This window comes from Pseudoalteromonas sp. J2K-J031 (genome assembly GCF_058197095.2).
In genome coordinates this window covers 206,292-232,944 of record NZ_CM200280.1, presented here as the reverse complement: position 1 = coordinate 232,944, position 26,653 = coordinate 206,292, and the positions used below count along the sequence as shown (strand labels likewise).

The 26,653-nt window shown below is 39.0% G+C and carries 22 protein-coding genes and 1 pseudogene; 12 read left to right on the top strand and 11 right to left on the bottom strand.

The genetic code is table 11. The features are described from left to right. Positions 1-296: 296 nt before the first annotated feature. From AC3KZC_RS18300 to AC3KZC_RS18290, 3 genes are all read left to right on the top strand, one after another. Entirely contained in the window at positions 297-3,023 is a 2,727-nt protein-coding gene (locus AC3KZC_RS18300) for an EAL domain-containing protein (protein ID WP_490579050.1), read from the top strand. Continuing rightward, positions 3,016-3,714, top strand: coding sequence for a substrate-binding periplasmic protein (locus tag AC3KZC_RS18295; RefSeq protein ID WP_490579049.1), 699 nt, complete (start codon positions 3,016-3,018; stop codon positions 3,712-3,714). Before AC3KZC_RS18300 ends, AC3KZC_RS18295 begins: the two co-directional genes overlap by 8 nt. 90 nt (positions 3,715-3,804) lie before the next feature. After that, a complete protein-coding gene (locus tag AC3KZC_RS18290) occupies positions 3,805-5,226 on the top strand; it encodes a coniferyl aldehyde dehydrogenase (protein WP_490579074.1) in 1,422 nt (473 codons plus the stop codon). Between the two features lie 56 nt (positions 5,227-5,282). Here AC3KZC_RS18290 and AC3KZC_RS18285 read toward each other — a convergent pair whose 3' ends face one another. Continuing rightward, on the bottom strand, positions 5,283-5,972 hold the full coding sequence (locus AC3KZC_RS18285) for a tetratricopeptide repeat protein (RefSeq protein WP_518525933.1): 690 nt from the start codon (positions 5,970-5,972) through the stop codon (positions 5,283-5,285). A gap of 274 nt (positions 5,973-6,246) precedes the next feature. Next, a complete protein-coding gene (locus AC3KZC_RS18280) occupies positions 6,247-8,145 on the bottom strand; it encodes a putative bifunctional diguanylate cyclase/phosphodiesterase (RefSeq protein ID WP_490579073.1) in 1,899 nt (632 codons plus the stop codon). A gap of 301 nt (positions 8,146-8,446) precedes the next feature. Between AC3KZC_RS18280 and AC3KZC_RS18275 the strand changes: the two genes are divergently transcribed. Then, positions 8,447-9,130, top strand: coding sequence for a TorF family putative porin (locus tag AC3KZC_RS18275; protein ID WP_490579047.1), 684 nt, complete (start codon positions 8,447-8,449; stop codon positions 9,128-9,130). Positions 9,131-9,193: 63 nt separating this feature from the next. On the opposite strand, the gene AC3KZC_RS18270 is transcribed toward AC3KZC_RS18275, so the two are convergent. Further along, on the bottom strand, positions 9,194-10,156 hold the full coding sequence (locus tag AC3KZC_RS18270) for an endonuclease/exonuclease/phosphatase family protein (RefSeq protein ID WP_490579046.1): 963 nt from the start codon (positions 10,154-10,156) through the stop codon (positions 9,194-9,196). Positions 10,157-10,457: 301 nt separating this feature from the next. Here AC3KZC_RS18270 and AC3KZC_RS18265 point away from each other — a divergent pair, with 301 nt between their 5' ends. Together AC3KZC_RS18265 and AC3KZC_RS18260 are read left to right on the top strand one after the other, a co-directional pair. After that, complete coding sequence (locus AC3KZC_RS18265; RefSeq protein WP_490579045.1) at positions 10,458-12,860, top strand: TonB-dependent receptor; 2,403 nt, start codon at positions 10,458-10,460, stop codon at positions 12,858-12,860. Positions 12,861-12,929: 69 nt separating this feature from the next. After that, entirely contained in the window at positions 12,930-14,498 is a 1,569-nt protein-coding gene (locus AC3KZC_RS18260; RefSeq protein WP_490579044.1) for a tetratricopeptide repeat-containing sulfotransferase family protein, read from the top strand. Here the strand turns inward: AC3KZC_RS18260 and AC3KZC_RS18255 are convergent. Further along, on the bottom strand, positions 14,491-15,336 hold the full coding sequence (locus AC3KZC_RS18255; RefSeq protein ID WP_490579043.1) for an ABC transporter substrate-binding protein: 846 nt from the start codon (positions 15,334-15,336) through the stop codon (positions 14,491-14,493). The genes AC3KZC_RS18260 and AC3KZC_RS18255 overlap by 8 nt on opposite strands. 80 nt (positions 15,337-15,416) lie before the next feature. Between AC3KZC_RS18255 and AC3KZC_RS18250 the strand changes: the two genes are divergently transcribed. After that, positions 15,417-15,875: a methyltransferase family protein gene (locus AC3KZC_RS18250; protein ID WP_490579042.1), complete on the top strand. Its 459-nt coding sequence runs from the start codon at positions 15,417-15,419 to the stop codon at positions 15,873-15,875. A gap of 37 nt (positions 15,876-15,912) precedes the next feature. Here the strand turns inward: AC3KZC_RS18250 and AC3KZC_RS18245 are convergent, their stop codons facing one another. Then, positions 15,913-16,725, bottom strand: coding sequence for a sterol desaturase family protein (locus AC3KZC_RS18245; RefSeq protein WP_490579041.1), 813 nt, complete (start codon positions 16,723-16,725; stop codon positions 15,913-15,915). Next, complete coding sequence (locus AC3KZC_RS18240; RefSeq protein WP_490579040.1) at positions 16,715-17,122, bottom strand: SRPBCC family protein; 408 nt, start codon at positions 17,120-17,122, stop codon at positions 16,715-16,717. The genes AC3KZC_RS18245 and AC3KZC_RS18240 overlap by 11 nt, the downstream gene beginning before the upstream one ends. Before the next feature lie 105 nt (positions 17,123-17,227). Between AC3KZC_RS18240 and AC3KZC_RS18235 the strand changes: the two genes are divergently transcribed. The 3 genes from AC3KZC_RS18235 (at position 17,228) to AC3KZC_RS18225 (ending at position 19,429) form a co-directional block, all read left to right on the top strand. Beyond that, positions 17,228-18,226 carry an AraC family transcriptional regulator gene (locus AC3KZC_RS18235; RefSeq protein ID WP_490579039.1) on the top strand — a complete coding sequence of 333 codons (999 nt, stop codon included), beginning with the start codon at positions 17,228-17,230 and terminating at the stop codon, positions 18,224-18,226. A gap of 113 nt (positions 18,227-18,339) precedes the next feature. Beyond that, a complete protein-coding gene (locus AC3KZC_RS18230; RefSeq protein ID WP_490579038.1) occupies positions 18,340-18,888 on the top strand; it encodes a cytochrome b in 549 nt (182 codons plus the stop codon). Positions 18,889-19,027: 139 nt separating this feature from the next. Continuing rightward, on the top strand, positions 19,028-19,429 hold the full coding sequence (locus AC3KZC_RS18225) for a GFA family protein (RefSeq protein WP_490579037.1): 402 nt from the start codon (positions 19,028-19,030) through the stop codon (positions 19,427-19,429). Between the two features lie 20 nt (positions 19,430-19,449). Here AC3KZC_RS18225 and AC3KZC_RS18220 read toward each other — a convergent pair whose 3' ends face one another. From AC3KZC_RS18220 to AC3KZC_RS18200, 5 genes are all read right to left on the bottom strand, one after another. Beyond that, on the bottom strand, positions 19,450-20,739 hold the full coding sequence (locus AC3KZC_RS18220; RefSeq protein WP_490579036.1) for an alpha/beta fold hydrolase: 1,290 nt from the start codon (positions 20,737-20,739) through the stop codon (positions 19,450-19,452). 172 nt (positions 20,740-20,911) lie between these two features. Then, positions 20,912-21,379: a Cys-tRNA(Pro) deacylase gene (gene ybaK, locus AC3KZC_RS18215; RefSeq protein WP_490579035.1), complete on the bottom strand. Its 468-nt coding sequence runs from the start codon at positions 21,377-21,379 to the stop codon at positions 20,912-20,914. Between the two features lie 82 nt (positions 21,380-21,461). Beyond that, complete coding sequence (locus tag AC3KZC_RS18210; RefSeq protein ID WP_490579034.1) at positions 21,462-22,115, bottom strand: flavin reductase family protein; 654 nt, start codon at positions 22,113-22,115, stop codon at positions 21,462-21,464. A 17-nt stretch (positions 22,116-22,132) separates the two neighbouring features. Next, complete coding sequence (locus AC3KZC_RS18205) at positions 22,133-22,885, bottom strand: SDR family NAD(P)-dependent oxidoreductase (protein WP_490579033.1); 753 nt, start codon at positions 22,883-22,885, stop codon at positions 22,133-22,135. Position 22,886: 1 nt separating this feature from the next. Next, positions 22,887-23,312 carry a thiol-disulfide oxidoreductase DCC family protein gene (locus AC3KZC_RS18200; RefSeq protein WP_490579032.1) on the bottom strand — a complete coding sequence of 142 codons (426 nt, stop codon included), beginning with the start codon at positions 23,310-23,312 and terminating at the stop codon, positions 22,887-22,889. Positions 23,313-23,460: 148 nt separating this feature from the next. On the opposite strand from AC3KZC_RS18200, the gene ppc reads away from it, so the two are divergent. Then, complete coding sequence (ppc, locus tag AC3KZC_RS18195; RefSeq protein WP_490579031.1) at positions 23,461-26,082, top strand: phosphoenolpyruvate carboxylase; 2,622 nt, start codon at positions 23,461-23,463, stop codon at positions 26,080-26,082. Positions 26,083-26,152: 70 nt separating this feature from the next. Then, positions 26,153-26,524 (top strand): annotated as a pseudogene (locus tag AC3KZC_RS18190) (methionine-R-sulfoxide reductase); the annotation flags it as partial. Positions 26,525-26,653 lie beyond the last annotated feature (129 nt).

Sequence of the window (26,653 nt, the reverse complement as noted above, 5' to 3'; positions counted from 1 at the left end):
AAATGAGTGTTTTTTAAATCCGTAAAGGACGTGAAGGGAGCTGATTGATATTTCAATAAAAAAAGCCGGTCTACCTAGAAGTAGGTGCACTCAATATTTTTTGACTTATTACGGGCTATTTCTTGACTCAGATCAATATGCTTGAAGGTGATATCAGTTATTTTTTAAAAGCTTGCCTGCGAATAGAAATACATTTACCTTCGCTAAGACAGCCCCTCTACTTCAAGCGTGTATAAGCTAAGATCTCTCACCTATCTTTCAGCTAGTTGATTTCAATTATTTATTTTGGAGCAATTTTGAATATATTTCCAAATAGTCCACTGAGCCGAAAATTATTGTATGCAATATTATTATTTAGTAGCTTATTTGCATTAATTAGCGCTTCTTTATTGGTATACGATGACTACAAACAAAATATAAAACAACTCAATAGCGCATTTACCATGGTGCAGAAAAGTTATTTACCAGCGCTTGGCAATAGTGTGTGGGATTTTGATGATGAAATTATCGAGCATCAACTTAATGGCATTATTACCTTACCGAATATTCAATATGTGCGATTACAGTCGACTTTAGGGTCAACCTGGTATGCCGGAGCGACCACGCTTGGGTATCAAGAAAAAAAGCAGTTTCAGCTATTTCACGACAAAGAGCACATTGCCACCTTAACGGTTATTGCAAATTTAGAGTCGGTTTATAACGATTTAGTTAAAAAATCGATATTGATCGTCGCGACACAATTAATACAAACTATTTTAATTGGCTTAGTTATTTATTGGTTAGTTAATCATTTAATAACACGCCATTTAGTAAAAATAACCCACTTTTCTGAGCAGCAGCATTTTACTGGGCAAGCTGGCGTACTTTGTTTGGATAAAAAAAGTGGAGAAAACGATGAAATTGATCGTTTAACTGTTGCACTCAATGCACTGCAACAACGTTTTTGTTTAGATCTCTCGACAATTGCCAAGCAAAAAGTGACTCTAGATAATAGTATTGCGCAATTAAAAAATGCAGAGCAACTTGCTCAGCTTGGCTGGTGGCGTTTAAATCCAGCAGATGATTCGCTTGTATGGTCAAAAGAGTGGCATAAAATCCTTCAACTCTCGTCAAAGGTAACACCCAGCCACTTAATGTTTATGGACATGATTGCTGATCAAGATAAATATATTGTCACAAAAGCATTTGACGCACTTTTTAAGTTACAAAAACCATTCAATTTTGAGCATCGAGTCGTCTTACATAATGGCGAAGAGGTGTGGCTTCATCATGTTGCCCAGGCTATTGATCAAGATGGATTATGTTCATTCACAGGTACAATTCAAGATATTACGGTGCGAAAACGCAATACCCAAGAGCTTGAATTGGTATTATGCGTTTTTGAAAATATGAATGAAGCGGTGTTGATCACCGATGGACAACAAAAAATCGTTAAGGTCAACCGCGCATTTACCGACATTACTGGATATGAATTTTCTGATCTACAAGGCCGTACGCCTAGTATTCTCAACTCTGGCCGGCAGAATGCTGCTTTTTACGATCAAATGTGGTCAGCGATTGATAAGCAAGGCCAATGGCATGGGGAAATGTGGAATCGGCGCAAAAATGGTGAAGTATTTCCTGAGTGGTTAAAAATAGGCACTATTAATGATGAAAATGGAAAGGTGTTATATTACTACTCTATCTTTTCCGATATCAGTGAAAAAAAACGCACCGAAGAGTTAATGCGTTTTCAGACAAATTATGATCATCTAACAGGCTTACCCAATCGTACATTAGTCTTTGAGCGCTTAAGTAACTCAGTTAAATTGGCAAAGCGTGCAAATCAAGAAATGGCTGTGTTATATGTTGATTTAGACATGTTTAAACTGATTAATGATACAAAGGGCCATGTAGTTGGAGACGAGTTGATAAAACAAGTTGCCATGCGCCTTAAAAATGTTATTCGTTCAAGTGATATTTTGGCGCGTGTGGGTGGTGATGAGTTTGTTGTTATTGCTAACGCTATCACACCTGAATACAGTGCAGAGCTGGTTGCACAAAAATTGCAAAATGTCCTCAATGAGCCTTTTATCATTGCTAATGAGCGTATACATACCTCAAGTAGTTTAGGAATTGCTTTGTTTCCGTTTGATGGGACTGAAACGGGTACGTTACTTCTAAAATCTGAACAAGCAATGTATCAAGCAAAAGAGCTAGGGCGTCAGAAATCTCATTTTTATACCGATGCCATGCAACAAGCGGCTAAACGTCGTCAGTTAGTAAAAGAAGCCATGTTATATGGACTAGAACATGATGAGTTTTATGTTCAATTGCAACCAATCGTATGTATCGCTACAAACAAAGTAACTAAATATGAAGCGTTAGCGCGCTGGCGCTCTTTAACATTGGGTGTTGTCACACCATTAGAGTTTATTGCTGTAGCCGAGTTCTTTGGATTAATCGATCGTATGGGCTATTTGGTTGCACAAAAAGCGCTTATTGCCATTGAACAAATTAATGCTGTGGCTGTAGAGTTCGCACAAGTAGCTATCAACCGCTCCATTAAAGAGTTTAGCTCGACCCAAGTGCCCCCATTATCTGAATTAATCAAACGAAGTAATGTGCCACCAAGTTGGGTGATTTTAGAATTGACCGAAAGTGTATTAATGATCGAGCAATTAAATCATAACCATGAAATATATTTATTACGTGATATGGGGGTGAAAGTTGCTATTGATGATTTTGGCACTGGATATAGCTCATTGAGTTATTTGTCGAAATTTCCTGTCGATATATTAAAAATTGATCGTAGTTTCATTGCCAATATCGACACTGATCCGTCTGCAAAGCGTCTGATTGAAACTATTTTAAAGTTAGCGGAAGGGCTCAATCTTGAAACGGTCATTGAAGGGATTGAAACCTCGGCACAACTTGAATTTATCTCAAAACTTGGGGCAACTTACTACCAAGGATATTACTATTCGAAACCCAAAGTTGTTGAGACGTTAATAGCCGAATTCTCAGGAAAAGAAAATGCGTAAAATAAATCTTATTTTATTGTTATTGCTTTCTTTTTCAGTTTTAGGCAAGCCTATTGTGTTGGGAAGCTATTATATTCCAGGGTTAATTGAAAGTCGCTCATCAGGGCAATTAATGGCTCTTCTTGACGAAATAGAGCAGATCACCACCCTTGATTTTGAGGTGCAGCTCTATCCAACAAAGCGTGTGCAGTTGATGTTTCAACAAGGGCTGCTACCTGCTTATTTTCCTGAGCTTGAAACTCAGCGCAGTTTTCCTTCTTGCCGCACAGAAGCATTTATGAAGAAACGGATTGTTATCATCAATCGTCAAGCCGATCCTATTATTGATAAGATTAGTGGGCTTAAAGGTAAACGAATTGGTGCTGTGCGCGGCTTTTCTTATGGTAAAAATATTACCAATAACTCGGATTTAACCATTGAGTGGGTGAGTGGTGACGAAGTAAATTTAAAAAAACTACTCGCTGGGCGAATTGATGCATTTGTTGGTGATTTAAGTTCAAGTGTGAAAGCGATTAAAGCGCTGAAGTTAGAAAACGAGGTGCATTATAATGCCTCTGAACCAATTAATGAGCTAGACGTGTTTTTTATGTTTCAACACGATGAGCAGTTGCTCAATGTGTGTAATCAAGTCAGCGACGCTATCTTACTTTTAAAACAGCAGGGTAAGTTAGACGATTTATTTTTAGAATAAAAAATCACGTTTAGATTAATCACTCTAAATAGATAAAATACTGTTGAGTTATCATGCGGTTCACGCTAGTTTAAACGAAATAAAGTGATGATGAAGCATATGATTAACAATACGAGTTCAGATCTCCTCCAAGTTGAGTTTAATCGTTTAAAAAATTCGACCATTGCGACTGCGCCCTCATCGAGTAGCGAACGGATCAAGCAATTAACCCAACTGAAAGACATTTTATTACAACACCAACAAGAGTTGCTTGATGCACTTAACTGCGACTATGGCAAACGAAGTCATTTTGATTCTTTTATGGCTGATATTTTACCTTCGATTCAGCACCTCAAATACACGATCAAACACCTAACAAAATGGATGAAACCACAAAGTCGAGATGCAGGGTTACTTTTATTACCTTCTCGCGTTACTGTTCAATCTTTTCCTTTAGGGGTTGTGGGAATAATTGTACCTTGGAATTTTCCTATTAATTTAGCTTTTGCACCTTTGATCACTGCTATTGCTGCTGGGAATCGAGTGATGTTAAAGTTGAGTGAGTTTACGCCTGAAACAAATCAAGTGATCCGAAAAATATGTTCACTTTTTTCTACCGACTTAATTGTGGTTGTCGAAGGCGAAAAAGAGGTGAGTGAGCAATTTACCCGTTTACCTTTTGATCATTTATTTTTTACGGGGTCAACAGCCGTCGGTCGGATGGTTATGGCTGCAGCGGCTCAAAATTTGACGCCAGTGACTCTAGAATTAGGTGGAAAATCACCGGTTGTGATCACCCCTGAAATACCTATTAAAGTAGCTGTTGAGCGTTTGATTTTTGGTAAATGCCTAAATGCTGGGCAAATTTGTGTGGCACCCGATTATGTTTTATTGCCACGAGGCAAAGAATCAGAATTTGTGGCTGAATTTTGTAAGGCATTTAGCACCATGTACGCAAAAGGTTTAGCTGACTCAGATTACAGTTCAATTATTAATAACGCGCAGTATCAACGATTAAAAGGGCTATTAGAACAAGCAAAACAAGCTGGCGCAGAGATTGCTTCGCCCTGTGAACCCGCTTATGATGACAATTCACATCGTTTGGCGCCCCATATTATTTATAATCTTCAGCCAGATAGTGCGTTATTAGAATATGAAATATTTGGGCCCTTATTACCATTGATACCGTACGACAACCTAAATGAAGCGATTGAGTATATCAATAATAAGCCACACCCTCTGGCGCTCTACATCATGTCTTTTGATAAAGAATTGCAGCAACTACTAACTGCAAAGACTGGAAGTGGTGCCGTTGTGATTAATGATACTGTACTGCATGTTGCGGTCGATGATGCACCCTTTGGTGGAGTCGGTGCATCGGGAATGGGTCAATATCATGGTAAAGAAGGATTTGCCACTTTCAGTCAAAACAGAACTATATTTAAAAGTTACCGTTTTAATCCTAGAACTTGGCTGATATTAAACATGAAAAATTGGATGGTAAAATCAATTAAATGGTTATTTTTAAGATAACCATTTAATTGAATTATAAAGCAGCGACAACACTCATCATTATTGTCGCTGTTTTGTTAAATACGACGGCCATCAACGTATTTACCAGCAAGTATTTGCTGATACATCTCCTCAGCTTTTTCTTTTGCCAGTTTTATTTCGCTAGGTGACAGTTTACGCTCATCAAGTTTGCGGCTTTCGCTTGCATCTTTGTTACCGTTAAATTCAGCAATGGTATTCCAAATATATGATTTAGAAATACTTTTTGGTGTGCCTAAACCTTCAAAATGCATTAACGCTAAATTAAATTGGGCTAGTGTAAAATTTTGTGCAGCCGCTTTTGTATACCAATCAATTGCTAACTCATAATCTTTTCCAACACCCACACCATTAGTATAAAGCACGCCTAAATTAAACTGAGCTGCAGCTACGCCTTTTTTAGCCGCTTGGGTAAATAACTCGGCTGCCTTTGAATTATCGGCTTTGACCCCTTTACCATCTTGATATAAAACGCCTAGGGCAAACATAGCATCTTCATAACCAAGGGATACGGCTTTTTCATATAACATTACGGCTTGAGTATAATCACGAACAACACCATGACCGTTAGCATAAAGATCAGCTAAATGGTAAATGCCAGGGGCATAATTATTTTGTGCTAAGTATTCAAACTCCGCTTTAGCTGTTTCAAAATCCCCCACATTGGCCGCATCAATACCTTTTTGCAAGTCAGCAAAAGTAGCTGTACTGAATAACATTGCGCTCATTAAAAAAGTACTTAAATATTTGATTCTCATATTTATATCAACTATCAGTAGAATATAAATTAATTTTAGCTTGCTCGATCTAGCATAGCTAGTAATGAGTAAATTTATTTTTAAATATCGTCTATCTAAATAGAACGTTATTGTCGTTTATTTGTCATTGTCTTGTAGTAATTGTTCATAATCTGGCTGACTAAGGGGTTTTGAAAAATAATACCCTTGAATATAATGACAACCAGTAAAAAAAAGCTAACACGATGAAAAAAGCCTTTTAACTTTAATGACTACTTCTATATGGCTTAAATGGCGTCGCAGAATGGTTGGATTTATGTGTTTCTGGTAACCATACTCCCGTGCCGGTTGCTGCAATATGGTTGAGATTACCCGATAAAACCTTGTTACCTACGTTTCTTGAGGTTTCAGGTCTGCTTACTAAGTAGCCTTGAACACATTGGATCCCGAGTTTTTTGACTAGCTCAAATTGATTGGCGTGCTCAATGCCTTCAGCAACTACTTTTAAATCAAGCTCTTTGCCAAGTTCACTTATTGAATTAAGAATTTTATTGTATTTGGGATTATCATTAGCCTGATCAATAAAGAGTTTATCAATTTTAATAATATCGATAGGAAGTTCGGCTAAAGTACTTAAAGAGCTAAAACCTGTATCAAAGTCATCAATTGCAATCAGTATTCCTGCCTCTCGAAGTTTTTCTAACTCTTGAATAACCTCATTCGATGCTTCGATAAAACACGATTCTGTAATTTCAAGCATCAGAGCGTGCGCTGGTAAACCCACTTTATCAATAGTTTCCATCACCCAATTAAAAATATCGCGATGCTTTAATTGTACAGCTGAGACATTAACAGAGATTCGAACCTTGCGCATGCCTGCGTTGTACCAAGCGGACATTTGCCGACAGGCTTCATGTAAAATCCAGTCGCCTAACTCTAAGATTAAATTAGATTCTTCCGCGATAGGAATAAATTCAGCTGGGCTGATATTACCTTCAATTGGATGTGACCATCGAACTAAGGCTTCAAAATAGTCGATGCTACAATCTTCAACATGAACAATAGGTTGGAAAGATAAGCTGAAATTTTTACTTGCCATCGCTAAACGTAATTCTTCTAGCAGATAATGATAACGGCGCATATTACTGCCCATTTCTGGAGAGTAGACTCTAAAAATGCCTCTGCCGTCTGTTTTTGCGCGGTACATCGCGACATCAGCCATTTGTAATAAGGCATAAGCAGAAGAGGCGCTGTCTGGGAAAATAGCAATACCTATGCTTGCGCCAATCTTGATAATTTTATTCCCTAAAACGAAATCACGTTCCACTTCGAATAACACACTTTGCGCTACGTCTACGGCTTGTTCAGCAAGTTCTTCATTTTCTATGAAAATTGAAAATTCATCACCACCAAGTCTGGCTAAGTTGAGTTCAATCAAGGTTGTTGAATGTGGATGGCTCAAGTTGTGATTTCGGACCACGCTGCGTAATCGTTCTGAAACTTGGATCAGTACTTCATCCCCAAAACTATGACCAAAAGAATCATTAACTTGTTTAAAACCATCAAGGTCTATAAACAAGAGCGCTTTTTTTGATTGATTTTTTTCTGCATCATTGAGTTGCTCTTGTAGATGAGCAAGATAGGCATGGCGATCGGCTAACCCCGTGAGTTTATCTTGGCAAATACTGGTTTGAGTTTCTTGTTGATAGTGTAAAACGCGCTCGTTAAGTAAGCTTAATGAGTGGTCAAGTTGAGTTAAACTATTGTTGTTGTAATGTGATTGGGTTGTGATTTTGAAGGCGGCTAATAGCGCTTGAGTTTGTTCATTGAGGCGATTAATGGTTTTTAGTTGCTTGCCTTTACGCTGGAGTGACATATAAAAAGGCAGAAAAAAGGCACTTAAGATAATAAGCAGCAAAGGAATGTTTGTAAAAAACATTACTTTGCTGAACATCGTTTTGAATTCTATGGCGGTGTAGACTTCATTGCTTTTATCGATTACTAAGTAAAACTTGTCTGCTTGAGAAATGATGTCTGAGTTCCAAAAAAATGCTGAAAGTAGGGTATGACTTTCAATTTGTTGTTGATTAGCAGGAAAAGTCTCAACGTAAGCTGGAAACATATCTTTATGCAAAACCCCGATCCCTTGCGCAAAAGACAGCATAAATATGATGTAGGCAATAATAAGGCTGCATAAAAAAACAAGAGATGACTTTAAGATGTTATAATTTTTTTTCTGCACGCCCAACAGCCTCATATCAGTCAACTGCATACGTAAGCAGTTGTTTAGACGATAGTTTAGAATCCATTATAGAAGATCATGGAGTCACAAACCATCGTAGTCTTATAAAAATAAATGGTTTAATCAGTGACGTTTCACTATGAGATTAATTATTTGTTAAATAGGGGGTTATTCAAATTAGCAACTATACTAGGCGTGAAATCAAATTCTAGGGGTGTATAAAATGAACCATGTGATAAAAGTAGCTGCTTTTAGTCTATTTTCCTTTTCTCAAAGTTGTTGGGCTGATGTATCGAGCACGGTTGCTCTTACAAATAATTATTTATTTAATGGTATTACCCAAACAGATAAAGATCCTGCATTACAAGCATCTTTGGATTGGGCCAATGACGAAGGTTGGTACCTTGGTACTTGGGGCTCTAATGTTGATTTTGGTGATGATACTGATATTGAGGTTGATTTTTATGGTGGTTATGCCTTTGAGTTGAATAATGACATGTCAGTAGATCTCGGTTTTGCTCATTATACTTATCATGGTGGTGATGATAGTTCAGAGATTAATTATACCGAATTATATTCTAAATTTGTGTTGGGCAATGCGGAAGTAAATTTTTGGTATAGTCCGGATTTTGTTGGCTCAGATGCAGGTCATTTTATTGCAATGTTTAACTATAACTTTGTGATGAGTGATGAACTTAATATTCAAGCCGGTATTGATTATTCTAAGAGTATGGATGGCAAAAAATATGAATGGCAAGCAGGTAAGGATAATTATATTCATTATCAAATATCTGCAAACTATGCTTTTTCAGGATTTGATTTGACGTTAGGTGTACATCAAACCAATTTAGATGCATATGACGATACTAGTATTCAACTGATGGCTGCACGCACTTTTTCTTTTTAATCTTCGCCGATGATGGCATATGAATTGAGTATCGTCATCATCGCATCTTTATTTTAGCACTCATTATTTTTTGAGCATGGCAGTGTATTGGAGTGCTAAATGGTCACTACCTGGAATTTCCTGCGTTTCAAATTTTAATAGACGAAAATCTGAACCCATAAAACAATGATCAATTGCAACGCTCATCCATGACGTTAAGTCATTTACTGCTAGTTTACTTGGCCAGCTACCATATAAACCATTTAAGGCCATACATGATTTTATACCCGAAAATTGGACAAAGTGTGTCGACCAAACTGTGGTATTGAGATCCGCGGTGATTAAGGTTAAGCGTTCTGGCTGCTTAGAAACTAAGTGTTGAAGTTGAGCTATAACGTTATTTCTGATTTGCCAAGTTTCTTTATTTCGAGGTGAAGGTGGATGTAGTGCATAAAAATTAATCAGCTTACCCTCAATTAATAGAGTTAACTCAACAATTAAGGCCGATTTCCCTTCAAAGTAATGAATCTTACGATGAATAATTGGAAAGCGAGTAATAATTCCTATGCCTGCTGGCAATCCCTCTATTTCGGCATAACCTACATTAAATTTGCCTTTGGCAAGTGTGCCAAACTCTTCGCGATACGTGTCGTTTACTTCAAATAAAACCGTTATATCGTGCTGCAGGCTATTTAAATATTGGAACAAAGCTTGAGGATTTTTATTTTCATAAGCAATATTTGCTTGGAAAATGGTTATTTCACCTGTGTATTCGGCAGGTGAAATATGAGCTACTTTGGGTAAATATTGAATGAAATTACCATAAGTCGCGATGACAAATACAGGCATTAAATAAGTAGCTAGCCGCTTATGAAACAAAAATAAAGTAATAAGCGTTATCACACAAAGCAAAGTATAAACAGGCTGAAAACTTATGAGGATATCGAGCAGCCAATATTTACCCGAAATCGAAAAGTAGGGCAAGATAATCAATACAAATAACATACTGAGCAAAATTAGCAGTAACCCAGCAGCTGCTTTTTTCATCGTTTATCCTTTTTTAATAAATAGGTAATAAAACTTTAGCATACTCAGTGGTATAAATTTAAAAACACGCCGTGTTTACATCTGTTAAATCTATTTTTATTAATAACAATAAAAGAGTAAAAAGGTTTTTTGCAAACCTATTCATCCTGTACCCCATAATTTCGCTGTAATGATGAATACTATTTCAATTATAATGAATACTGATTCTTGTCCCAATTTCATTGGCTTGTTATTCATTTTTATTCATGTTTTTCTGTGTTTACATAAACACAACAATTGTATCATCGGGGATGCTTAAACTATGTTCAAACCTAGCTTGCTAACGTTAGCGATTGCCGCGGCTATCACCGCACCTTTATCAGTACAAGCTGATGAAGTCGGAGTTAATAAAGAAAAATCATTAGAAGTGATAGAAATCACAGCCACAAGACGCAGTGGGTCGGTGCAAGAAGCACCATTAAATATTACGGCATTAGATGCGGATTTGATGAAAGACCAAAATATCAGTGAGCTGGCAGATATTGCCCGATGGGTACCCGGCTTAACGATTACAGACCAAGGTGGGCGCTCAGGATCCCCTATTATCGTGCGTGGTTTAAATACTAACTCATCAGGTCCAGGAGCCGATGGCGGCACAGTTGCGACATATATTGGTGAAATACCGGTTTCAATTGATATGCGTTTGGTAGATGTTGAACGAGTTGAGGTCTTAATTGGTCCACAAGGTACGCTATATGGCGCTGGCACTTTAGGTGGCGCAATCCGTTACATGCTTAAATCACCTGATCTAGACCTAACAACAGCGGAAGTGTATGGCGATTTATTTCAAGGTAAAGAAAGTGCTGATCTAGGTGGCGAAACAGGTTTTATTGTTAATTTACCGCTCATTGAAGAAACGCTAGCTATTCGCGCCAGCTTAAATTTTTATGAAGATCCAGGTTTTGTTGATTATAACTATGTTGTGCGTGAGCCTGGTATATCACAGCCTGATATTGATTGGACAGATAGCAACGCCCTTGCGAATAATTTTAGAAAAATAGAAGACGCAAATGGTGAAACGACAACCACAGGTCGTGTCTCTGTTCGCTGGAAAGCCACAGATTGGCTTGATGCGACTTTAAACTATTTTTATCAAAAACAAGATACCGAAGGGCGCTCAATTGTGCATCACAATGCACTTAACCCTAATAATGGCCTTAGCTCAATCATAGGTAAATATGAATCAGCTTATCGTTATGATGAACCACGCAACAAAGAAGACTCGCTCTTAAGCCTTGAATTAAAGGCCGATTTAGGTTTTGCTGAACTTGTCTCTGCAACTGGCTTTTCAAGCTTTGATGCGGTTGGGCAACGAGACCAAACTGACTTATTGATCCGTCTTGATTATGGCTATGAAGAATTTCCTGCATTCTCAGCTTTTACCCGTGAAGAGCAAGAAGAAGAGACCTTTACACAAGAACTTCGCTTAGTCTCTCAAGGTGATTCACCGCTGAGCTGGATTGTGGGCGGTTTTTACAACACCTTTGAAAGTGACTCAACCAGCAAAGAATTTACCCCTGGGTTTGGTGATTTTGCTGTAGAAAACTTCGGTGGAGAACAAACTCGCCCCGATAATTTGGAGTATTATTCGGTTGATCGCAGTGACGTGACCGAACAAGCCATTTTTGGTGAAGTGTCGTATGCCTTTACGGATGAGTTTACAATGACCGTTGGCGCCCGTTTCTATGAGTATGAAGTAAGTTCTGAATCGGCGGTTGATTTTCCACTAGCCAATACATTGTATTCCGGTAGTGGGATAAATGATATTTCACTGATTTTTAAAGAAATAAGCGCTTCGGATAACGGAAGCTTATTTAAATTTAATGCCAACTATCAATTTAGTAATACGGTAATGGGCTATGTTACCGTGAGTGAAGGTTTTCGAATTGGCGGCTCTAATGGTTTAGCTCCGTGTCCAGATCCATTACCAGATAAGCAAATTGGTTGTGGTCAACCGGATGAAATGCTTTATACCGCTGATATGACTACAAATTATGAACTCGGCTTTAAAAGTACGTGGTTAAAAAACCGGGTTCATTTTAATGCTGCTTTATTTAATGTCGATTGGGATGATGCGCAAATTGCTGGTGCAACGGTTGTTGGGCAACTCCCTTATACTTCAAATGCTGGGACTGCCAATGCTAAAGGGATAGAGATTTCATCTAGAGCGATGATTACTGACTCATTCAGCGCGTATGCAACCTATGCCTATACAAAAGTGCAATTAACTTCAGATGCGCCATATTTATTTAATACTGACGGCACCGATGGTGGGGTTGATGGTGATAGATTGCCTGGTTCACCTGAAAACCAGTTTTCATTAGGGGTGAATTATCAAACTGATTTATATGAAGATAAAACCCTTGATATCAATTACGGTTTAACCGCGCAAAGTGACTCAATTTCAAAGTTAGGTTTGCATGCTAATGGTGAAACATTACCTGGCTATGGTTTGAGCAATATTTCAGCCAAAGTAACGGCCGATATTTGGTCGGCGACCGTTTATATTAATAATATATTTGATAAATATACTTATACATCTGTGCGTCGTGATGTTGGTGATATCACGACAGCTAATGGAGCTGAAATTCAACGTAATTATGGCCACTATATTAATCGACCTTTGACTGTGGGTATTAAGTTTAATTATCAATTTGAACTTTAATCCCATCATGCGTTAAGCTAAAAGCCCGAACTGAGTTTGGGCTTTTTTATAAATTAAATAAGATGTTATATGCCACACTCAGCTGCAATACTTCACCAACAAGCACTCCAAGCGTTACAAGCGGGTGATATTCGCCAAGCTCACACTTTACTGGTTAATTTAGTTACCATTGATCCAAAACACGCAGATGGTTATTTTTTGTTGGCGATGGTCAATGTGCATGTCGGGCAAATAAAAAAAGCCATCAGTTTGATTGAAAAAGCGCTTTGTTTTAATCAAACAATTGAATACTTTGCACATTTAGCAAAATGTTATGCTTTGAATGGCCAATCTGAAGAGGCTAAAAAAATTGTACTCTCAATTGCGCTTGATAAAGTCCCAACGGGGATCATTGCCGATACCCTTGGTGTGACACTCACACAAATAGGGCTGTATCAAGCCGCGATGCCTTTTTTTGAAAGAGCCGTAACATTACATACCACCAACGCACAGTTTTATTATAACTTTGGGGTGTGTGCCAAATTTATGGGTGATTTTAGCTTAGCTGAACACTTATTTGAGCAAGCGTTGCGCCTTAACCCACTGCATCATCAAACTCATTTTGCCCTATCAGATTTAATTAAGGCGACAGAAGAAAATAATCATCTTGAGCGTTTAACAGCCGCTTTTAATCAGGCTACGCATCCGGACGCACAATTACATTTAGGTCATGCGCTTGCAAAAGAACAGCAAGATATCGGCAATTATCATGCAGCTTTTACCGCCTTGTGTGACGCGAAAAAAGCAAAATGGCAACAACAACCTTTTGATGAAAAAAGTGCTGATACATTGTTTTCGCATATTAAACAACAGAGTGCATTGAACCTGCAACAAAGAGCCGAAGGCTGTGAGAGTAACGAGCCGATTTTCATTTTAGGTATGCCACGCTCAGGCACCACGTTAGTTGAGCGCATTTTATCGAGCCATAGCGATGTTATTTCAGCGGGAGAGCGCCAAGATTTTGGTTTGGTTGTGAAACAACTAGCTAAGACGCAAAGTAACTCGGTACTTGATTGCGAGACAATGAGTCAGGCTTATTTAACTGATTTTAAGAAAATTGGAGAAGGGTATTTAGCTGCAACACGTGTGGTAACAGGCGATAGCGCCCATTTTATTGATAAACTTCCGTTTAACTTCTATTACGTTGATTTAATTCGTAAAGCACTACCAAACGCTAAAATTATTTGTTTATTACGTAACCCACTTGATACCTGTATTGGTAATTTTCGACAATTGTTTACCATTAATAACCCATATTATGCCTATTCTCTTGATTTAATGACGACGGCTCGGTTTTACAAGCAATTTCATCAGCTTATTTGCCATTGGCAAAAGTTGCATGGTGATGCGATTAACATAGTTCGTTATGAATCGCTGGTGGCTGAGCCTGAAAAAATAACGCGGGAGTTACTGGCTTATTGTCATTTACCTTGGCAGGAGTCCTGTTTAAATTTTCATTTAAATCAAGCGCCTGTTTCTACTGCAAGTAAAATGCAAGTGCGCGAACCTATTAATGATAAATCGATTGGAAGGTGGAAAAAATTTAAACCTTATACCGATGAAATTGAAGCTTTTTTTAATGATGCTTCACTCATTTAATCGTTGTTTTTAATTGATAAAGCCCTGCCAGTTCAGAAGCAATAAATTGTGCTTCATGACCAAAAGACGCATTGTTATGCTCATCAATAATATGTTGTTGATTTTGGGGTTGTGAAAGTAAGTGGTTATAAGCCTCGATGGCGTTTTGACCTATCGGCGACTTAGCACATGCAATAAAACCAAGTACACTCTCTTGCGCTTCATGTAGGTGATGAAAAGAAAAATTATTTTCATCTTTTGTATTTTCATCAATAAACGTTGCCGTATATTCGATGACGGCATCTATTTTGCGTTTGCGTAACATATCACGTAATCGCATCGACGAATCTTTACCTGAAAACCAGATCAATTGCTTTTTATGGGTTATTAAGAATGCATCAATTTGTTTGCCATAGGAACGCCCTTCGATTACTCCTATCAGTAAGCCGTAATCATTTATGGCTTGCTCTAAGGTCAGTAACATAGGCAAGTTATATGAAGGGTGAGTTACTAAGCGGTGCGGTGGGAATGCGGTCATGGGTAAACGGCTAAAGTAGGCGTATTTTTCACGCTCGGGAGTTTTTACTTTATTGTATAAACATACATTTTGTTGCGTTTCGAGTTCACGCCATTCTCGCAAACGGCTAGCAGGAATAAAACTGAAAGTGTACTGATTATATAATTGTGCATTTAAAAATTGTAAATTTGAAAAATTCATTTCTGGTTTTATAGACGGATCGATACGAATAACATCTGAAACAATTTTTATCTCAATTGGCTCTAACGCGCTCTGTGTTTCAGTTGCGTTGGCATATGTCCCTATGATAAAAAATAGACATAACAAAAGATTATAATACATAAAGTGTGTTCACCTTAACGTCAAAATCTCTTTAAGTGTAGTTGCAATAGATAAGCTCTGCTTAAAATTATGGAATAAAAATGGCAATACTAGAATTAAAAATATACCCGCTGCTCGTATTAGTTTGTTGCGCTGTGATCAATTGTATTGTTAATTATTTTTTTCCTGCGGTTCATTTTTCGACGGTGCTTTATTTTATGTGGCCGGGCTTGTTATTGTGCGGTCTCGCATTACCCTTTGTTGGTGCTTGGCAGTTCAAACAAGCCCAAACGACAATGCGGCCCGATGATCCGACAAAAACATCAATACTAGTGACAGGTGGCATTTACCGCTTTACGCGTAACCCAATGTACCTCGGTTTTGCACTTATTTTGTTGGCGCAGAGCTGTTATCTAACCAATCTTTATACTTCTTTGGGCACGTTAATTTTTGTCGTTTATATTCATCGTTTACAAATTATGCCTGAGCAGCGCATGTTATTGGCACATTTTGGCAAAGAATATATAGATTATATGCAACGTGTTCGGCCTTGGATTTGAGTTTTTAAGCGCCTTAGTCTTACCTTTGCATAACTGGTTAAACAAAATGTTTTGGGTAGCAAATTAACACACTGAATTTTTGTCTTATGCCTTTTGCTTGATGAAGTTGTTGTTTGATGCTTCGCCAGTGCTGCAGAGAAATTGTCCAAGGATGAGTACTTTCACATGGTCCTATGATGCCGTAGCGGATCGCAATTGTGGGCTCTTCTTTGGCATAGGTGCCAAAAAGTTTGTCCCAAATGATCAAGACACCAGCAAAGTTTTTATCAATGTATTGCTTATTAATCGCATGATGAACACGGTGATGAGAAGGAGTATTAAATAGGTATTCAAGCCAACCTAATTGATGCACAGCTTGAGTATGCACAAAAAACTGAAACGCAAGATTAATCGCAACCACTGCAAAGACTAATTTAGGGTCATAACCGATTAAGATCATTGGTAGCCAAAACAGCCACATTCCGACTAATGGATAAAACAAACTTTGTCTAAATGCGGTCGTAAAATTCATTTTTTTTGAACTGTGATGAACAATATGTGCAGCCCAAAACCATTGAATATGATGCGAAGCGCGGTGAAACCAGTAATACAAAAAATCTTGTAGAATGAATGCAGCCAATAAAGTTGTTGCGCTTAGAGAGATATCAAGCCAAGCAAATTGATGTAACCAATAAAATAACGGCATTAATAACAGCAGTGCAAGTGCATCGCTTGCTTGATGCATCAGCGCCAATACAAGATTAGCCGCCGAATCTTTGAGATCATAATGCTGTTTAAAACGGCTATACTCAACTGCAATAAAGAGAAAGAAAACAGGGCTTAGCGCCAGTAAAATGAGTTCAACAGCCATCACAAAAACGCCTTAATTTGTTAAGTGCCTGAACGATATCATGCTGAATAATCAGTTTAACTAGCCAAGTTGGTTGCCATTTTTTAGCCTGACATGTGATTGAATAATGTAGCTGGCAGCCAAGTTGCGTTGGTATCGCCCAAATTCGCGCAAGGTGTTGTTGAACCGGTGCTTGTCCTTCGATATGGTAATCAATGGAAAGAGGGCTGCATGAATCAATTTTCTCGACAAAACAATGGCCCCTTAAAGTAACTTCTCGGCTAAGTCCGCCGGCATCATCTTTGATACATCTAAATTGTGCCTTAAAAAATCGACCTAGTTGGGCATGATCGGATAACACACTGATCACGTGCTCGGCTGAACAATTAAATTCCTTTGTGATATAAATGTTAATCATTTGGCGGTGGCGGCTTACTTTGTTTACATTATTCACTAGCATAACGGATTAATAACTGTCAGACTTGCGAGAAAACGACATTTTTTTGTCTTTAGGCGACAATTTATGACGACGACATCCGATCTTTACTTCACAAGTGTACTTAGTTACTTAGTAGATCATCAATTTGAGAAAAAGAAATGCTTAGCAGCAATTCACTTTAGTGAGTTTGAAACTTACTCAAGGGGAAGTCGTATTGCTGTTGAGCATTATCAAGCATTACTGAATTTAGGCGAGACACTCACAAAACAAAACTTGTTTGGCTTTTATTTAGGGCAAGAAATACGCACCGCCGATTACGGTGTGCTCGGCTATCTGGTTGAATCGAGTGATACATTACATAATGCAATCACAGCATTATTACAATACGACAGTTTGGTTGCTGATATTGGTAAAGCGCAATATTTACAGGATCGCAAGAAAGCCAGCATTCGTTGGATGCCTTATAACCCTATGTGCAAGCAAACGGTACTGCGAAATATGACTGCTTGGGTTGCCGTGGTTCGAAAACTCATAAATCCTTCATTGACGCCAATTCAACTGCAACTTGTACACCAATTAGATGATGCCGATTGCCATGAACTTGCACAGTGGTTTGGCTGTCCAGTTAAAATAAATTGTGAATTTAATCAAATCGATTTTCCATTAGAGTATCTGAGTTTACATTTTGCTAGCGATAATCCTACGATGCATCAGGTGCTCAGACAGTTATCACAAGAGCAATTAAATCAGCTGCAAAGTAAACAGACATTTGAACAAAGGCTGCAAAGTATTTTAATGAGTAAAACCAATCTGATTGGTTTAAACCAAGATCGCATTGCAGCGGCTTTAACGGTGTCGTGCCGAACGTTACAAAGACGTTTACACCAAGAAGGAACTAGCTATGCACAATTACTCGATCAAGAACGCAAACGACGGTGTGCTCTTTTACTTCATAAATATAAATTAGGGGCTGTTGCGGAACAGCTTGGGTTTAATGAGCAAAGTTCATTTAACCGTGCTTTTGTAAGATGGTATAGCTGTAAACCGTCAACTTATAAAAAGCGGCAACAAGTGCAATCATAAGTCAGATACTGATGATTAAATACGATCTCTTTGATTTGGCGCTAGCAGCGCGTTGATTTAACGCGCTAAGCTGAGTAAAGATAAAATATTAACTCGATAATTTAAGGTTCGATATGCAGTATAAAAATAATTCAACACGTTATGGTGCTTTAACAATAAGCTTGCATTGGATCATGGCACTGCTGATGATTGCAGTTTATGCTTCTATTGAATTGCGGGAGCTATTTGAGCGAGGTACCGACATGCGTAATGCATTTAAACATTGGCACTTTATGCTTGGATTATCGGTTTTCTTTTTAATGTGGCTACGTATCGCATTAAAAGTGATGCAACCTACACCGGCAATCGTGCCTGAACTACCTCGATATCAAATTCTATTAAGTAAGGCCGTGCATGGTTTATTGCTGGTATTAATGATTATCATGCCTATTGGTGGCTGGCTGATTTTAAGTGGTGAAGGAAAAACTATTCCATTTTTTGGTTTGGAATTACCAGCGTTAATAGCGCCTGATAAAGCACTTGCACATGATATTGAAGAAATCCATGAAACGGTTGGTAAAATTGGTTACGCCTTAATTGCGTTACATGCATTTGCAGCACTCGCACACCATTACTTTTTTAAAGACAACACCTTAGCTCGCATGTTACCTAAGCATGACTAATCGCTTGTTGTGTTATTGAAGCTGGCTGCAGCTGGCGTAATACTTAATAGCTACATTACGCCTTGGTATATCAATTTCATTTAATGGTAATTCACGGCGCTTTATTTAGAGTTAAGCGCAAATTTTTAGAGATAAGTGCATGTTATTAAATCAGTTTAAAGGTGGGTGCCACTGCGGTGCCGTTCGGTTTGTAGTGCTTGCGGCTTTAGATGCGCAAATTGAAGAATGTAATTGTTCCATTTGTACTAAAAGTGGTTTTTTACATTTAATTGTGCCCAACGCACAGTTTGAACTGCAAACAGATAAAGAGCAGCTAAATACTTACACCTTTAATACTGGCGTTGCCCAACATTATTTTTGTAAAACATGTGGTATCAAACCGTTTTATATTCCCCGCTCTAATCCTGACGGGATTGATGTGAATGTGCGTTGTTTAGATGAATATCCAGTTAGCACGATGCAAGTCGTTCCTTTTGATGGGCAAAATTGGGAGCTAAACGCGCATACCTTGTCGCACAAATCAAAAAAGCCTTCACGATAAGGCTTTTTTGATTGTTATTTTTAACGCAAACACACGCCATTATTAAGCGCAATGAGTTTGTCTAAAATTACTTCGCCGTCAACTCTAATGCCATTATGCTCGTATTGTGATGTCAACCAATATTGTAAATTTGCCACTTGTTTTGCAGTGTTTAAACTTAAATTCATATCGACATACATGTCTTCGCTGTAAATCGCGGCAGCAACGGGTACAGTATTGTTATTGAGTGCCGTAATATCATACAACATTGGCCAGTCGGTTTTAGTTGCTAATAAACCGGCACAGTCTTTAAGGGGCATTAAATTATTAAATTGCTCAAAAAACCAAGGGAAAATCATTTCACCTGTAAATAAAAAAGGCTTATTTGGCTGGTATTGAAATTCGTCTAAATTGCTTCTAATTTGTTCTGCTGCCCAATTTGAAGAAAGCTCTTGGCAATAAATAGCTTCATGCAAAATTGCAAATAACGGATTGGTATTGTAATCGAGCATGTAACTAAATTGAGTTAAAAATAAAGGGTTTATTTGCTTCCCTAATGGGGTGTTAATTAAAGCCTGCTCAAGCATGTAGTACACTTCTTCAGGCCCATTTTCCATGCCAAGATGGATCCCAAGACTTTGTAGCATTTTTACCGAAAGCTGCTCGCCACTGGCAAGGATCACTGAATGCTTGTTAATGTGCTCTGCTAATTCTTGCACTAACAGCTGCGCATCAGCAAAGCGTTTAAAAAAAGCCTCATTTTTGGCTTTAACCCGCTCAAAAGTATGTTGATACACTTCTAAAGGGCTCGATGTGATTGGAGGGATCCCGCCAGTGATAAAAGCTTGTGCTAAGTCTTCTGGGGCTCGACACAAATAATGAAAAACACAAAACCCGCCAAAAGATTGGCCTAATATGCTCCAAGGTTGCACAGGGCTTAACTTTTTTTTAATCGCTATTGCGTCATTGATGATGTTGTCGGCGCGAAAATGACTTAAATAATCAGCTTGTTCTCGAGGGGTAAAATGCGCCAAACTCAAATAATTAACCGGGGTTGAAAGTCCGGTGCCACGTTGGTCGAGTAATAACACCCTAAATTGTTTTAACGCACGTTTAATCCAGCCACTATTGTCAATTGGACGTTGCGCTGCAAATCCGGGGCCGCCTTGAAAATAAACTAGAAAAGGTAAATCTGCATTTTTGTGTTCTTTGGCAACTAATTCGCGAGCAAACACGGTGATTTGCTCGCCTTTAGGTTTTTGGTAATTCAGAGGAAGAGAAAAATGATGTTTAATCACATCAATACCAGCTAGTGAATAGTGCTGTGTCATATCGTACCTACGGGATGGTTAAAATTGCTAGTTTAAGAGCCGAGATTTTGCGGTCATTTTAAGGGAGTCACTCCAAATTGTATGCAAAATTATTTTATACAATGGGCGACATGTTAGCAAAAACTCGTCGAACAACATTGATTAGGAAATCGGATTCGGATTAAAAGTGGCCTTATTGACACAATGAAACAAACTTTGCATTTAATGCGCGTAGTAGTTCATCTGGTGGCAGTTGGATTTCTAACCCTCGACGACCCCCACTGATATAGAGGCTTTCAAGTTGTTGCGCTGAGATATCTATCACTGTGGGCAGGCGCTTTTTTTGCCCTAAAGGGCTGACTCCACCCAGTACATAACCCGTTGTTCGTTCAACTTTTTGTGGTTCGGCCATCTGCGCTTTTTTCATCCCCAGTGCTTTTGCGGCTAATTTTAAATTTAGTTGGTGCGTTACGGGTAAAACTGCGACAGCCAATTGATGGTTGTCGAGCTCAACAACTAAGGTCTTAAATACTTGGCTTGGTGGCAGATTTAACTTTTCAGCGGCTTCAAGGCCAAATGAAGGGTGTTCTGCATCATGCTCGTACTGATGTAACGAGAAGCGCAAATTGTGTTTTTTAGCAAATACGACCGCTGGCGTCACAAGATAAGACCTTAAAAGCAAGATGTAAGATAAATAACGCATTTTACATCGTATGGTCAAGGTCAAATCGAAGAGGTAAGTTTTAGTTTTGGATGACTTCACCTGAGCGGGTTAGTTTTTTTACCTCTTGATGAGGCTTTGCGTAGCTTAATCGACCCAAAGGATTCGCCGTTGAATAACAATCTAGCCCAGATACCGCAACAGTATCGGCAGTAGCCAAGTCAATAAACCCATCTGGCATTAAGACCTTTTGTGGCAGATAAATATGCTTAATTTCACCAATTACGAGTTCTGTTTGATTCACTAAGGTTTGAGTACTTTGCAGTTTCACAGCATATTTAATGTGACTTTGTGCGACAAAAGGGGCTTCAAAACCATTTAGGTAGTGTGGCGTTAACCCAACCATATCAAATTCTGATTCATCACTTTCATAACGAGCAGATGTTTGATGCGCTGCTTGCCATATCGCATTGTTTACTTGGTTTAGCGTATAACAGCCGGTTTTAAGTATGTTTTCAAGGCTATGTCGGGGCACTGAGTGAGGGCGCATAATAAAGCCGACTAAAGCTGGGTCTGCGCCAAGATGAAAAACAGAACTAATAATCGCTAAATTAGTCTTACCGTCTTTACTTTGGCTTCCAAGCAAATTGGCACTTTTGTAGCCTGATAAGCTATTGACCAGTTGAGCGCGAAAAGATTTATCGAGTTGTTGTAAATCGTGTAATGAAAATTCCATAGTGTTTCTCTAATAGGTTACCAAGCAATGTGTTTTCCTGACCAATCGAGGTAACTCAACTGGCCATCAGGTGCGCTGTTTTGTAATACAACACAAAGGTAATCGGCAACTTGGCTTGGAGTAAATAATTGTGCTGGCTTGACGTTTTTTTGAAACGGTTTTGATAATGGGGTATCGGTTGTACCGGGATGAAACGCAATTAATTTTATGTTTTTTGCACGTCGCTGATATTCAATCGCAGCGGTTTTTAATGCCATGTTAAGGGCCGCTTTTGATGTCCTGTAGCTATACCAACCCCCGAGTTGATTATCACTGATGCTACCAACTCTGGCACTTAAGCAAACAATTTTACAAGGTAGTTTACCTTGGCAAAGTGGCAATAAATGCTTAATCCAGCGCAGCGGGATTAAGGTATTTACTTCAAACACGGCCGCCATTGCATCAAAGTCAATATCTTCTAATTTTTTTTCGGGTTGAATGTGAGCGCTATGCAGCTGACCATTACAAATGATGACGTGAGCGATTTTTCCTTGTAGAGCACTTAAATTAGCAACGATCTCCGTGATGGATGCTTCTGAATAATCGGTTGTGATAACACGTATTTTATCACTGGTTTTATCGTTTGTTTTATCGTTAATTGCGCTGCGGCTAATGCAAATAATGTCACTTATTGTTTCATCGGATAGGTACTTTTCAATCATTGCTTGGCCAATGGCGCTGCTTGCACCAATAACCATAGCAACTTGATTTTGCTCATTAAAGTGCGTCATGTTATGGCCTCTTGTCGTTCGATGATATTGTCTGTGAACGGATATCACAACGTGTTGAGTTGCAGCGAGATTGCCCAAGGATCACTTTTGATATTGAATAACGATTTTTAGCAAAAAATAAATAAGCCCAATCGGCAATCGGCTTAATGATTGGAAAGCGTAATACTTTAAGCCACTGATGCTTGCCTACTTGCTGCCATGCGGCAACGGTCACATCTAAACCGTAAATCATTGACCCGTCTTGCCACTGGCCATGTAAAATTAAGTTAGCAGCAGAGACATCAATGAGTGGGTACTGCGTTGCAAAGTCGGGCATATAGATATCTGCAAAGGCTAATTTTTTGTGCAGATTAAGCGCTTTAAGGCGATCCATTTCAGCCACGCAAAGTGGACAAGTCCCATCATAAAATACAGTTAGTTGCGTCATAATTCATCAATAAAGTCACTTTGCTTGAGTATACGAAAGCTGGGGCTATTTAATTCACTTTAACGTGATATTTTTTCATCCCCCTTGTACAAATGCCTTGAGCTAGGTAGTTTGGTTGCAGTTATCTTTAGCCAGTTTGGGAATTTCCATGAGTAATTACAGTGCGTTAAAATCAAATGTAAATCTGTTAGGACAATTATTAGGGCAAACAATCAAGGCGGCTCAAGGCGAAGCTATTTTAGCTAAAGTTGAGCAAATTAGGGCGTTATCTAAAGCATCTCGTAGTGGTGATGGCGAAAGTCGTCATGATTTAATTGAATTATTACACCAGCTTACTGATGCTGAATTACTGCCTGTGGCACGTGCGTTTAACCAGTTTTTAAATCTTGCTAATGTTGCTGAACAATTTCATACCATTTCTCGTCAAAACGAAGCTAACAATCATCCGCTACTCGATTCACTCAATACTATAGCTAACAGTGATGTAAGCGCCGATGCAGTACAAAAAGCCATTGTAAATTTAAAAGTAGATTTAGTGTTAACTGCACACCCAACTGAAATAACACGCCGTACGTTAGTCAATAAGCACCGCGAGTTAAATGACTGTTTAGTTGCATTAGAATTAGATAGCTTATTACCTGCTGAGCAAGCTCTTTTACTAAATCGCATAGAGCAACTCATTTGCCAAGCATGGCATACCAATGAAATTCGCCAACAAAGACCAACCCCAGTTGATGAGGCTAAATGGGGCTTTGCTGTGATTGAAAACAGTTTGTGGCAAGCCGTGCCTGATTTTTTACGCGAATTTACCGACTTAGTTGATCACAAATTTAAATTTTCGTTACCGTTAGATTATAGCCCCGTTGTTTTTACATCTTGGATGGGCGGTGATCGTGATGGCAATCCTTTTGTAACCGCTAAAGTGACCAAAGAAGTACTCGATTTAGGCCGTTGGATGGCAATAAACTTGTATTTGCGTGACATTGATAAACTCAGTGCCGAGCTTTCAATGAATCAGTGCGATAGTGAGCTGAGTGAATTGACAGGCCATGCCCATGAACCTTATCGCTATGTGATTAGTCAATTACGCGATCAATTAAGAGAAACCGAACATCACTTAACTGCAAAAATTAAAGGCCATAGTAGTGATGCTAAAGATATTATTACCAGTATTGACCAATTAAAAAACCCTCTTGAGGCATGTTATCGCTCGTTACATAATTCAAAAATGGGTGTGATTGCTGATGGTTTATTGCTTGATGTGTTGCGTCGAGTTCACTGTTTTGGTTTGTATCTAACAAAGCTTGATATTCGTCAAGATTCAGATAGACATAGCCAAGTGTTTAATGAACTGACAGAATATTTAGCGCTTGGTGATTACAACACCTGGACCGAGCAACAAAAACAAACCTTCTTATTATCCGAATTACAATCTAAGCGACCGCTTATTCCACGTCACTGGCGGCCAAGTAGCGACGTACAAGAAGTGCTTGATACGTGCAAGGTGATTGCCGAAACCTCTCGCGAACGGTTCGGTATTTACATTATTTCAATGGCACGCAAGGCCTCTGATGTACTGGCTGTGCACTTATTATTAAAAGAAGCGGGTTGTAATTACATGCTGCCTGTTGCGCCCTTATTTGAAACCTTAGATGACTTAAACGCAGGGCCTGGCGTAATTGAAACGTTATTTGCTGATAAGTGGTATAAAAACCATGTTAACAATCAACAGTATGTCATGATTGGTTATTCAGACTCTGCAAAAGATGCCGGTATGATGGCCGCAGGTTGGGCGCAATATGAAGCGATGGATAAACTGGTTCGGTTTAGTGAGCAACAAGATATTGAACTTATTTTATTTCATGGCCGTGGTGGCACTGTAGGTCGTGGTGGTGCACCAGCAGCCCAAGCGCTTCGTTCTCAGCCGCCAGGTTCATTAAAGTCTGGTTTGCGGGTGACTGAGCAAGGGGAAATGATCCGCTTTAAATTTGGTTTGCCGCAAGTGGCGTTACAAAGTTTAAGTTTATACGCCGGTGCGGTGCTTGAAAATAATTTATTACCACCGCCAGAGCCTCAAGCAAAGTGGCAAGAAGTAATGGCAGTGATAAGCGCCGTATCGTGCGAACATTATCGTGGCATTGTGCGAGAGCATACCGATTTTGTGCCTTATTTTAGGGCGGCAACACCAGAGCAAGAGCTTGCGCAACTACCACTTGGCTCTCGTCCCGCCAAACGCAAAGCCAATGGGGGAGTTGAAAGTTTACGCGCTATCCCATGGATTTTTGCATGGAGTCAAAATCGTTTAATGTTACCCGCTTGGTTAGGCGCAGCGGCCGGATTGCAGGCCGCCGAAAAACAATTTGGACGTGATGTCTTAGAGCAAATGAACAGAAAATGGCCGTTTTTTCGCACACGTATTGAAATGCTTGAAATGGTTTTTTGCAAAGCCGATACTTGGTTAAGTGAGCATTATGACCAGCACTTAGTACCTAAGGAGTTACAATCTTTGGGTGAAACACTGCGTACAGAATTAACGTCTGCGGTAGAAATCGTTAAAGGTTATTGTCAAAATGGTGTGTTATTAGCTGCTCAACCTTGGGTGCAGCAATCTATTGAGCTACGAAACCCGTATACAGATCCGTTGAATGTGTTGCAAGTCGAGTTACTTCGCCGCGCAAGGCTTGGCTCGTTACCTGAAGGGTGCGAGGTCAATCAAGCATTAATGATCACGATGGCTGGTATTGCTGCAGGTATGCGCAATACTGGCTAATTGAATAGTTAGTTTAAATGAGTAATAAACATGGGGTTGTGTTTGTTACTCTTAAATGTGTGGAGTTAACATGAGTTCATTTAATTCACTCGATGAGTTTGAGCGTTATGTAATTGAAGATAAAGGCACTGAGCGTCCTTTTACTGGACAGTATAATGATTTTTTTGCAGCGGGGCATTACTGCTGCAAGCGATGCAATGCACCGCTTTATCGTTCAGAGCATAAATTTTCATCTCATTGTGGTTGGCCAAGTTTTGATGATGAAATTGAAGGCGCTGTCGCGCGAGTACCAGATGCGGATGGCCGTAGAGTTGAAATTGTATGCGCGTGTTGCCAAGGTCATTTAGGGCATGTTTTTGAAGGTGAGTTTCTTACCGAAAAAAATATCCGCCATTGTGTCAATTCAGTGTCGATGACTTTTGTCAGCGCTGAGGCTACAACAGAATAACCCTTTCAATGACTGGTTTTAATCTTTATCCAAGACACGTTTAAAGCCCACAATTTAGGGTGTTAAACGTGTTTCTGCCATCTTTTTAATACTCAATCCACCACTTAAATTTATAATATGTAA

Bases quoted from the DNA above. Each gene is read 5' to 3' on its own strand.
- AC3KZC_RS18295 (WP_490579049.1), top strand. From the start codon at position 3,016: ATGCGTAAAATAAATCTTATTTTATTGTTATTGCTTTCTTTTTCAGTT.
- AC3KZC_RS18290 (WP_490579074.1), top strand. From the start codon at position 3,805: ATGAAGCATATGATTAACAATACGAGTTCAGATCTCCTCCAAGTTGAG.
- AC3KZC_RS18285 (WP_518525933.1), bottom strand. From the start codon at position 5,972: ATGAGCGCAATGTTATTCAGTACAGCTACTTTTGCTGACTTGCAAAAA.
- AC3KZC_RS18280 (WP_490579073.1), bottom strand. From the start codon at position 8,145: ATGCTGTCTTTTGCGCAAGGGATCGGGGTTTTGCATAAAGATATGTTT.
- AC3KZC_RS18275 (WP_490579047.1), top strand. From the start codon at position 8,447: ATGAACCATGTGATAAAAGTAGCTGCTTTTAGTCTATTTTCCTTTTCT.
- AC3KZC_RS18270 (WP_490579046.1), bottom strand. From the start codon at position 10,156: ATGAAAAAAGCAGCTGCTGGGTTACTGCTAATTTTGCTCAGTATGTTA.
- AC3KZC_RS18265 (WP_490579045.1), top strand. From the start codon at position 10,458: ATGTTCAAACCTAGCTTGCTAACGTTAGCGATTGCCGCGGCTATCACC.
- AC3KZC_RS18260 (WP_490579044.1), top strand. From the start codon at position 12,930: ATGCCACACTCAGCTGCAATACTTCACCAACAAGCACTCCAAGCGTTA.
- AC3KZC_RS18255 (WP_490579043.1), bottom strand. From the start codon at position 15,336: ATGTATTATAATCTTTTGTTATGTCTATTTTTTATCATAGGGACATAT.
- AC3KZC_RS18250 (WP_490579042.1), top strand. From the start codon at position 15,417: ATGGCAATACTAGAATTAAAAATATACCCGCTGCTCGTATTAGTTTGT.
- AC3KZC_RS18245 (WP_490579041.1), bottom strand. From the start codon at position 16,725: ATGGCTGTTGAACTCATTTTACTGGCGCTAAGCCCTGTTTTCTTTCTC.
- AC3KZC_RS18240 (WP_490579040.1), bottom strand. From the start codon at position 17,122: ATGATTAACATTTATATCACAAAGGAATTTAATTGTTCAGCCGAGCAC.
- AC3KZC_RS18235 (WP_490579039.1), top strand. From the start codon at position 17,228: ATGACGACGACATCCGATCTTTACTTCACAAGTGTACTTAGTTACTTA.
- AC3KZC_RS18230 (WP_490579038.1), top strand. From the start codon at position 18,340: ATGCAGTATAAAAATAATTCAACACGTTATGGTGCTTTAACAATAAGC.
- AC3KZC_RS18225 (WP_490579037.1), top strand. From the start codon at position 19,028: ATGTTATTAAATCAGTTTAAAGGTGGGTGCCACTGCGGTGCCGTTCGG.
- AC3KZC_RS18220 (WP_490579036.1), bottom strand. From the start codon at position 20,739: ATGACACAGCACTATTCACTAGCTGGTATTGATGTGATTAAACATCAT.
- AC3KZC_RS18210 (WP_490579034.1), bottom strand. From the start codon at position 22,115: ATGGAATTTTCATTACACGATTTACAACAACTCGATAAATCTTTTCGC.
- AC3KZC_RS18205 (WP_490579033.1), bottom strand. From the start codon at position 22,885: ATGACGCACTTTAATGAGCAAAATCAAGTTGCTATGGTTATTGGTGCA.
- AC3KZC_RS18200 (WP_490579032.1), bottom strand. From the start codon at position 23,312: ATGACGCAACTAACTGTATTTTATGATGGGACTTGTCCACTTTGCGTG.
- ppc (WP_490579031.1), top strand. From the start codon at position 23,461: ATGAGTAATTACAGTGCGTTAAAATCAAATGTAAATCTGTTAGGACAA.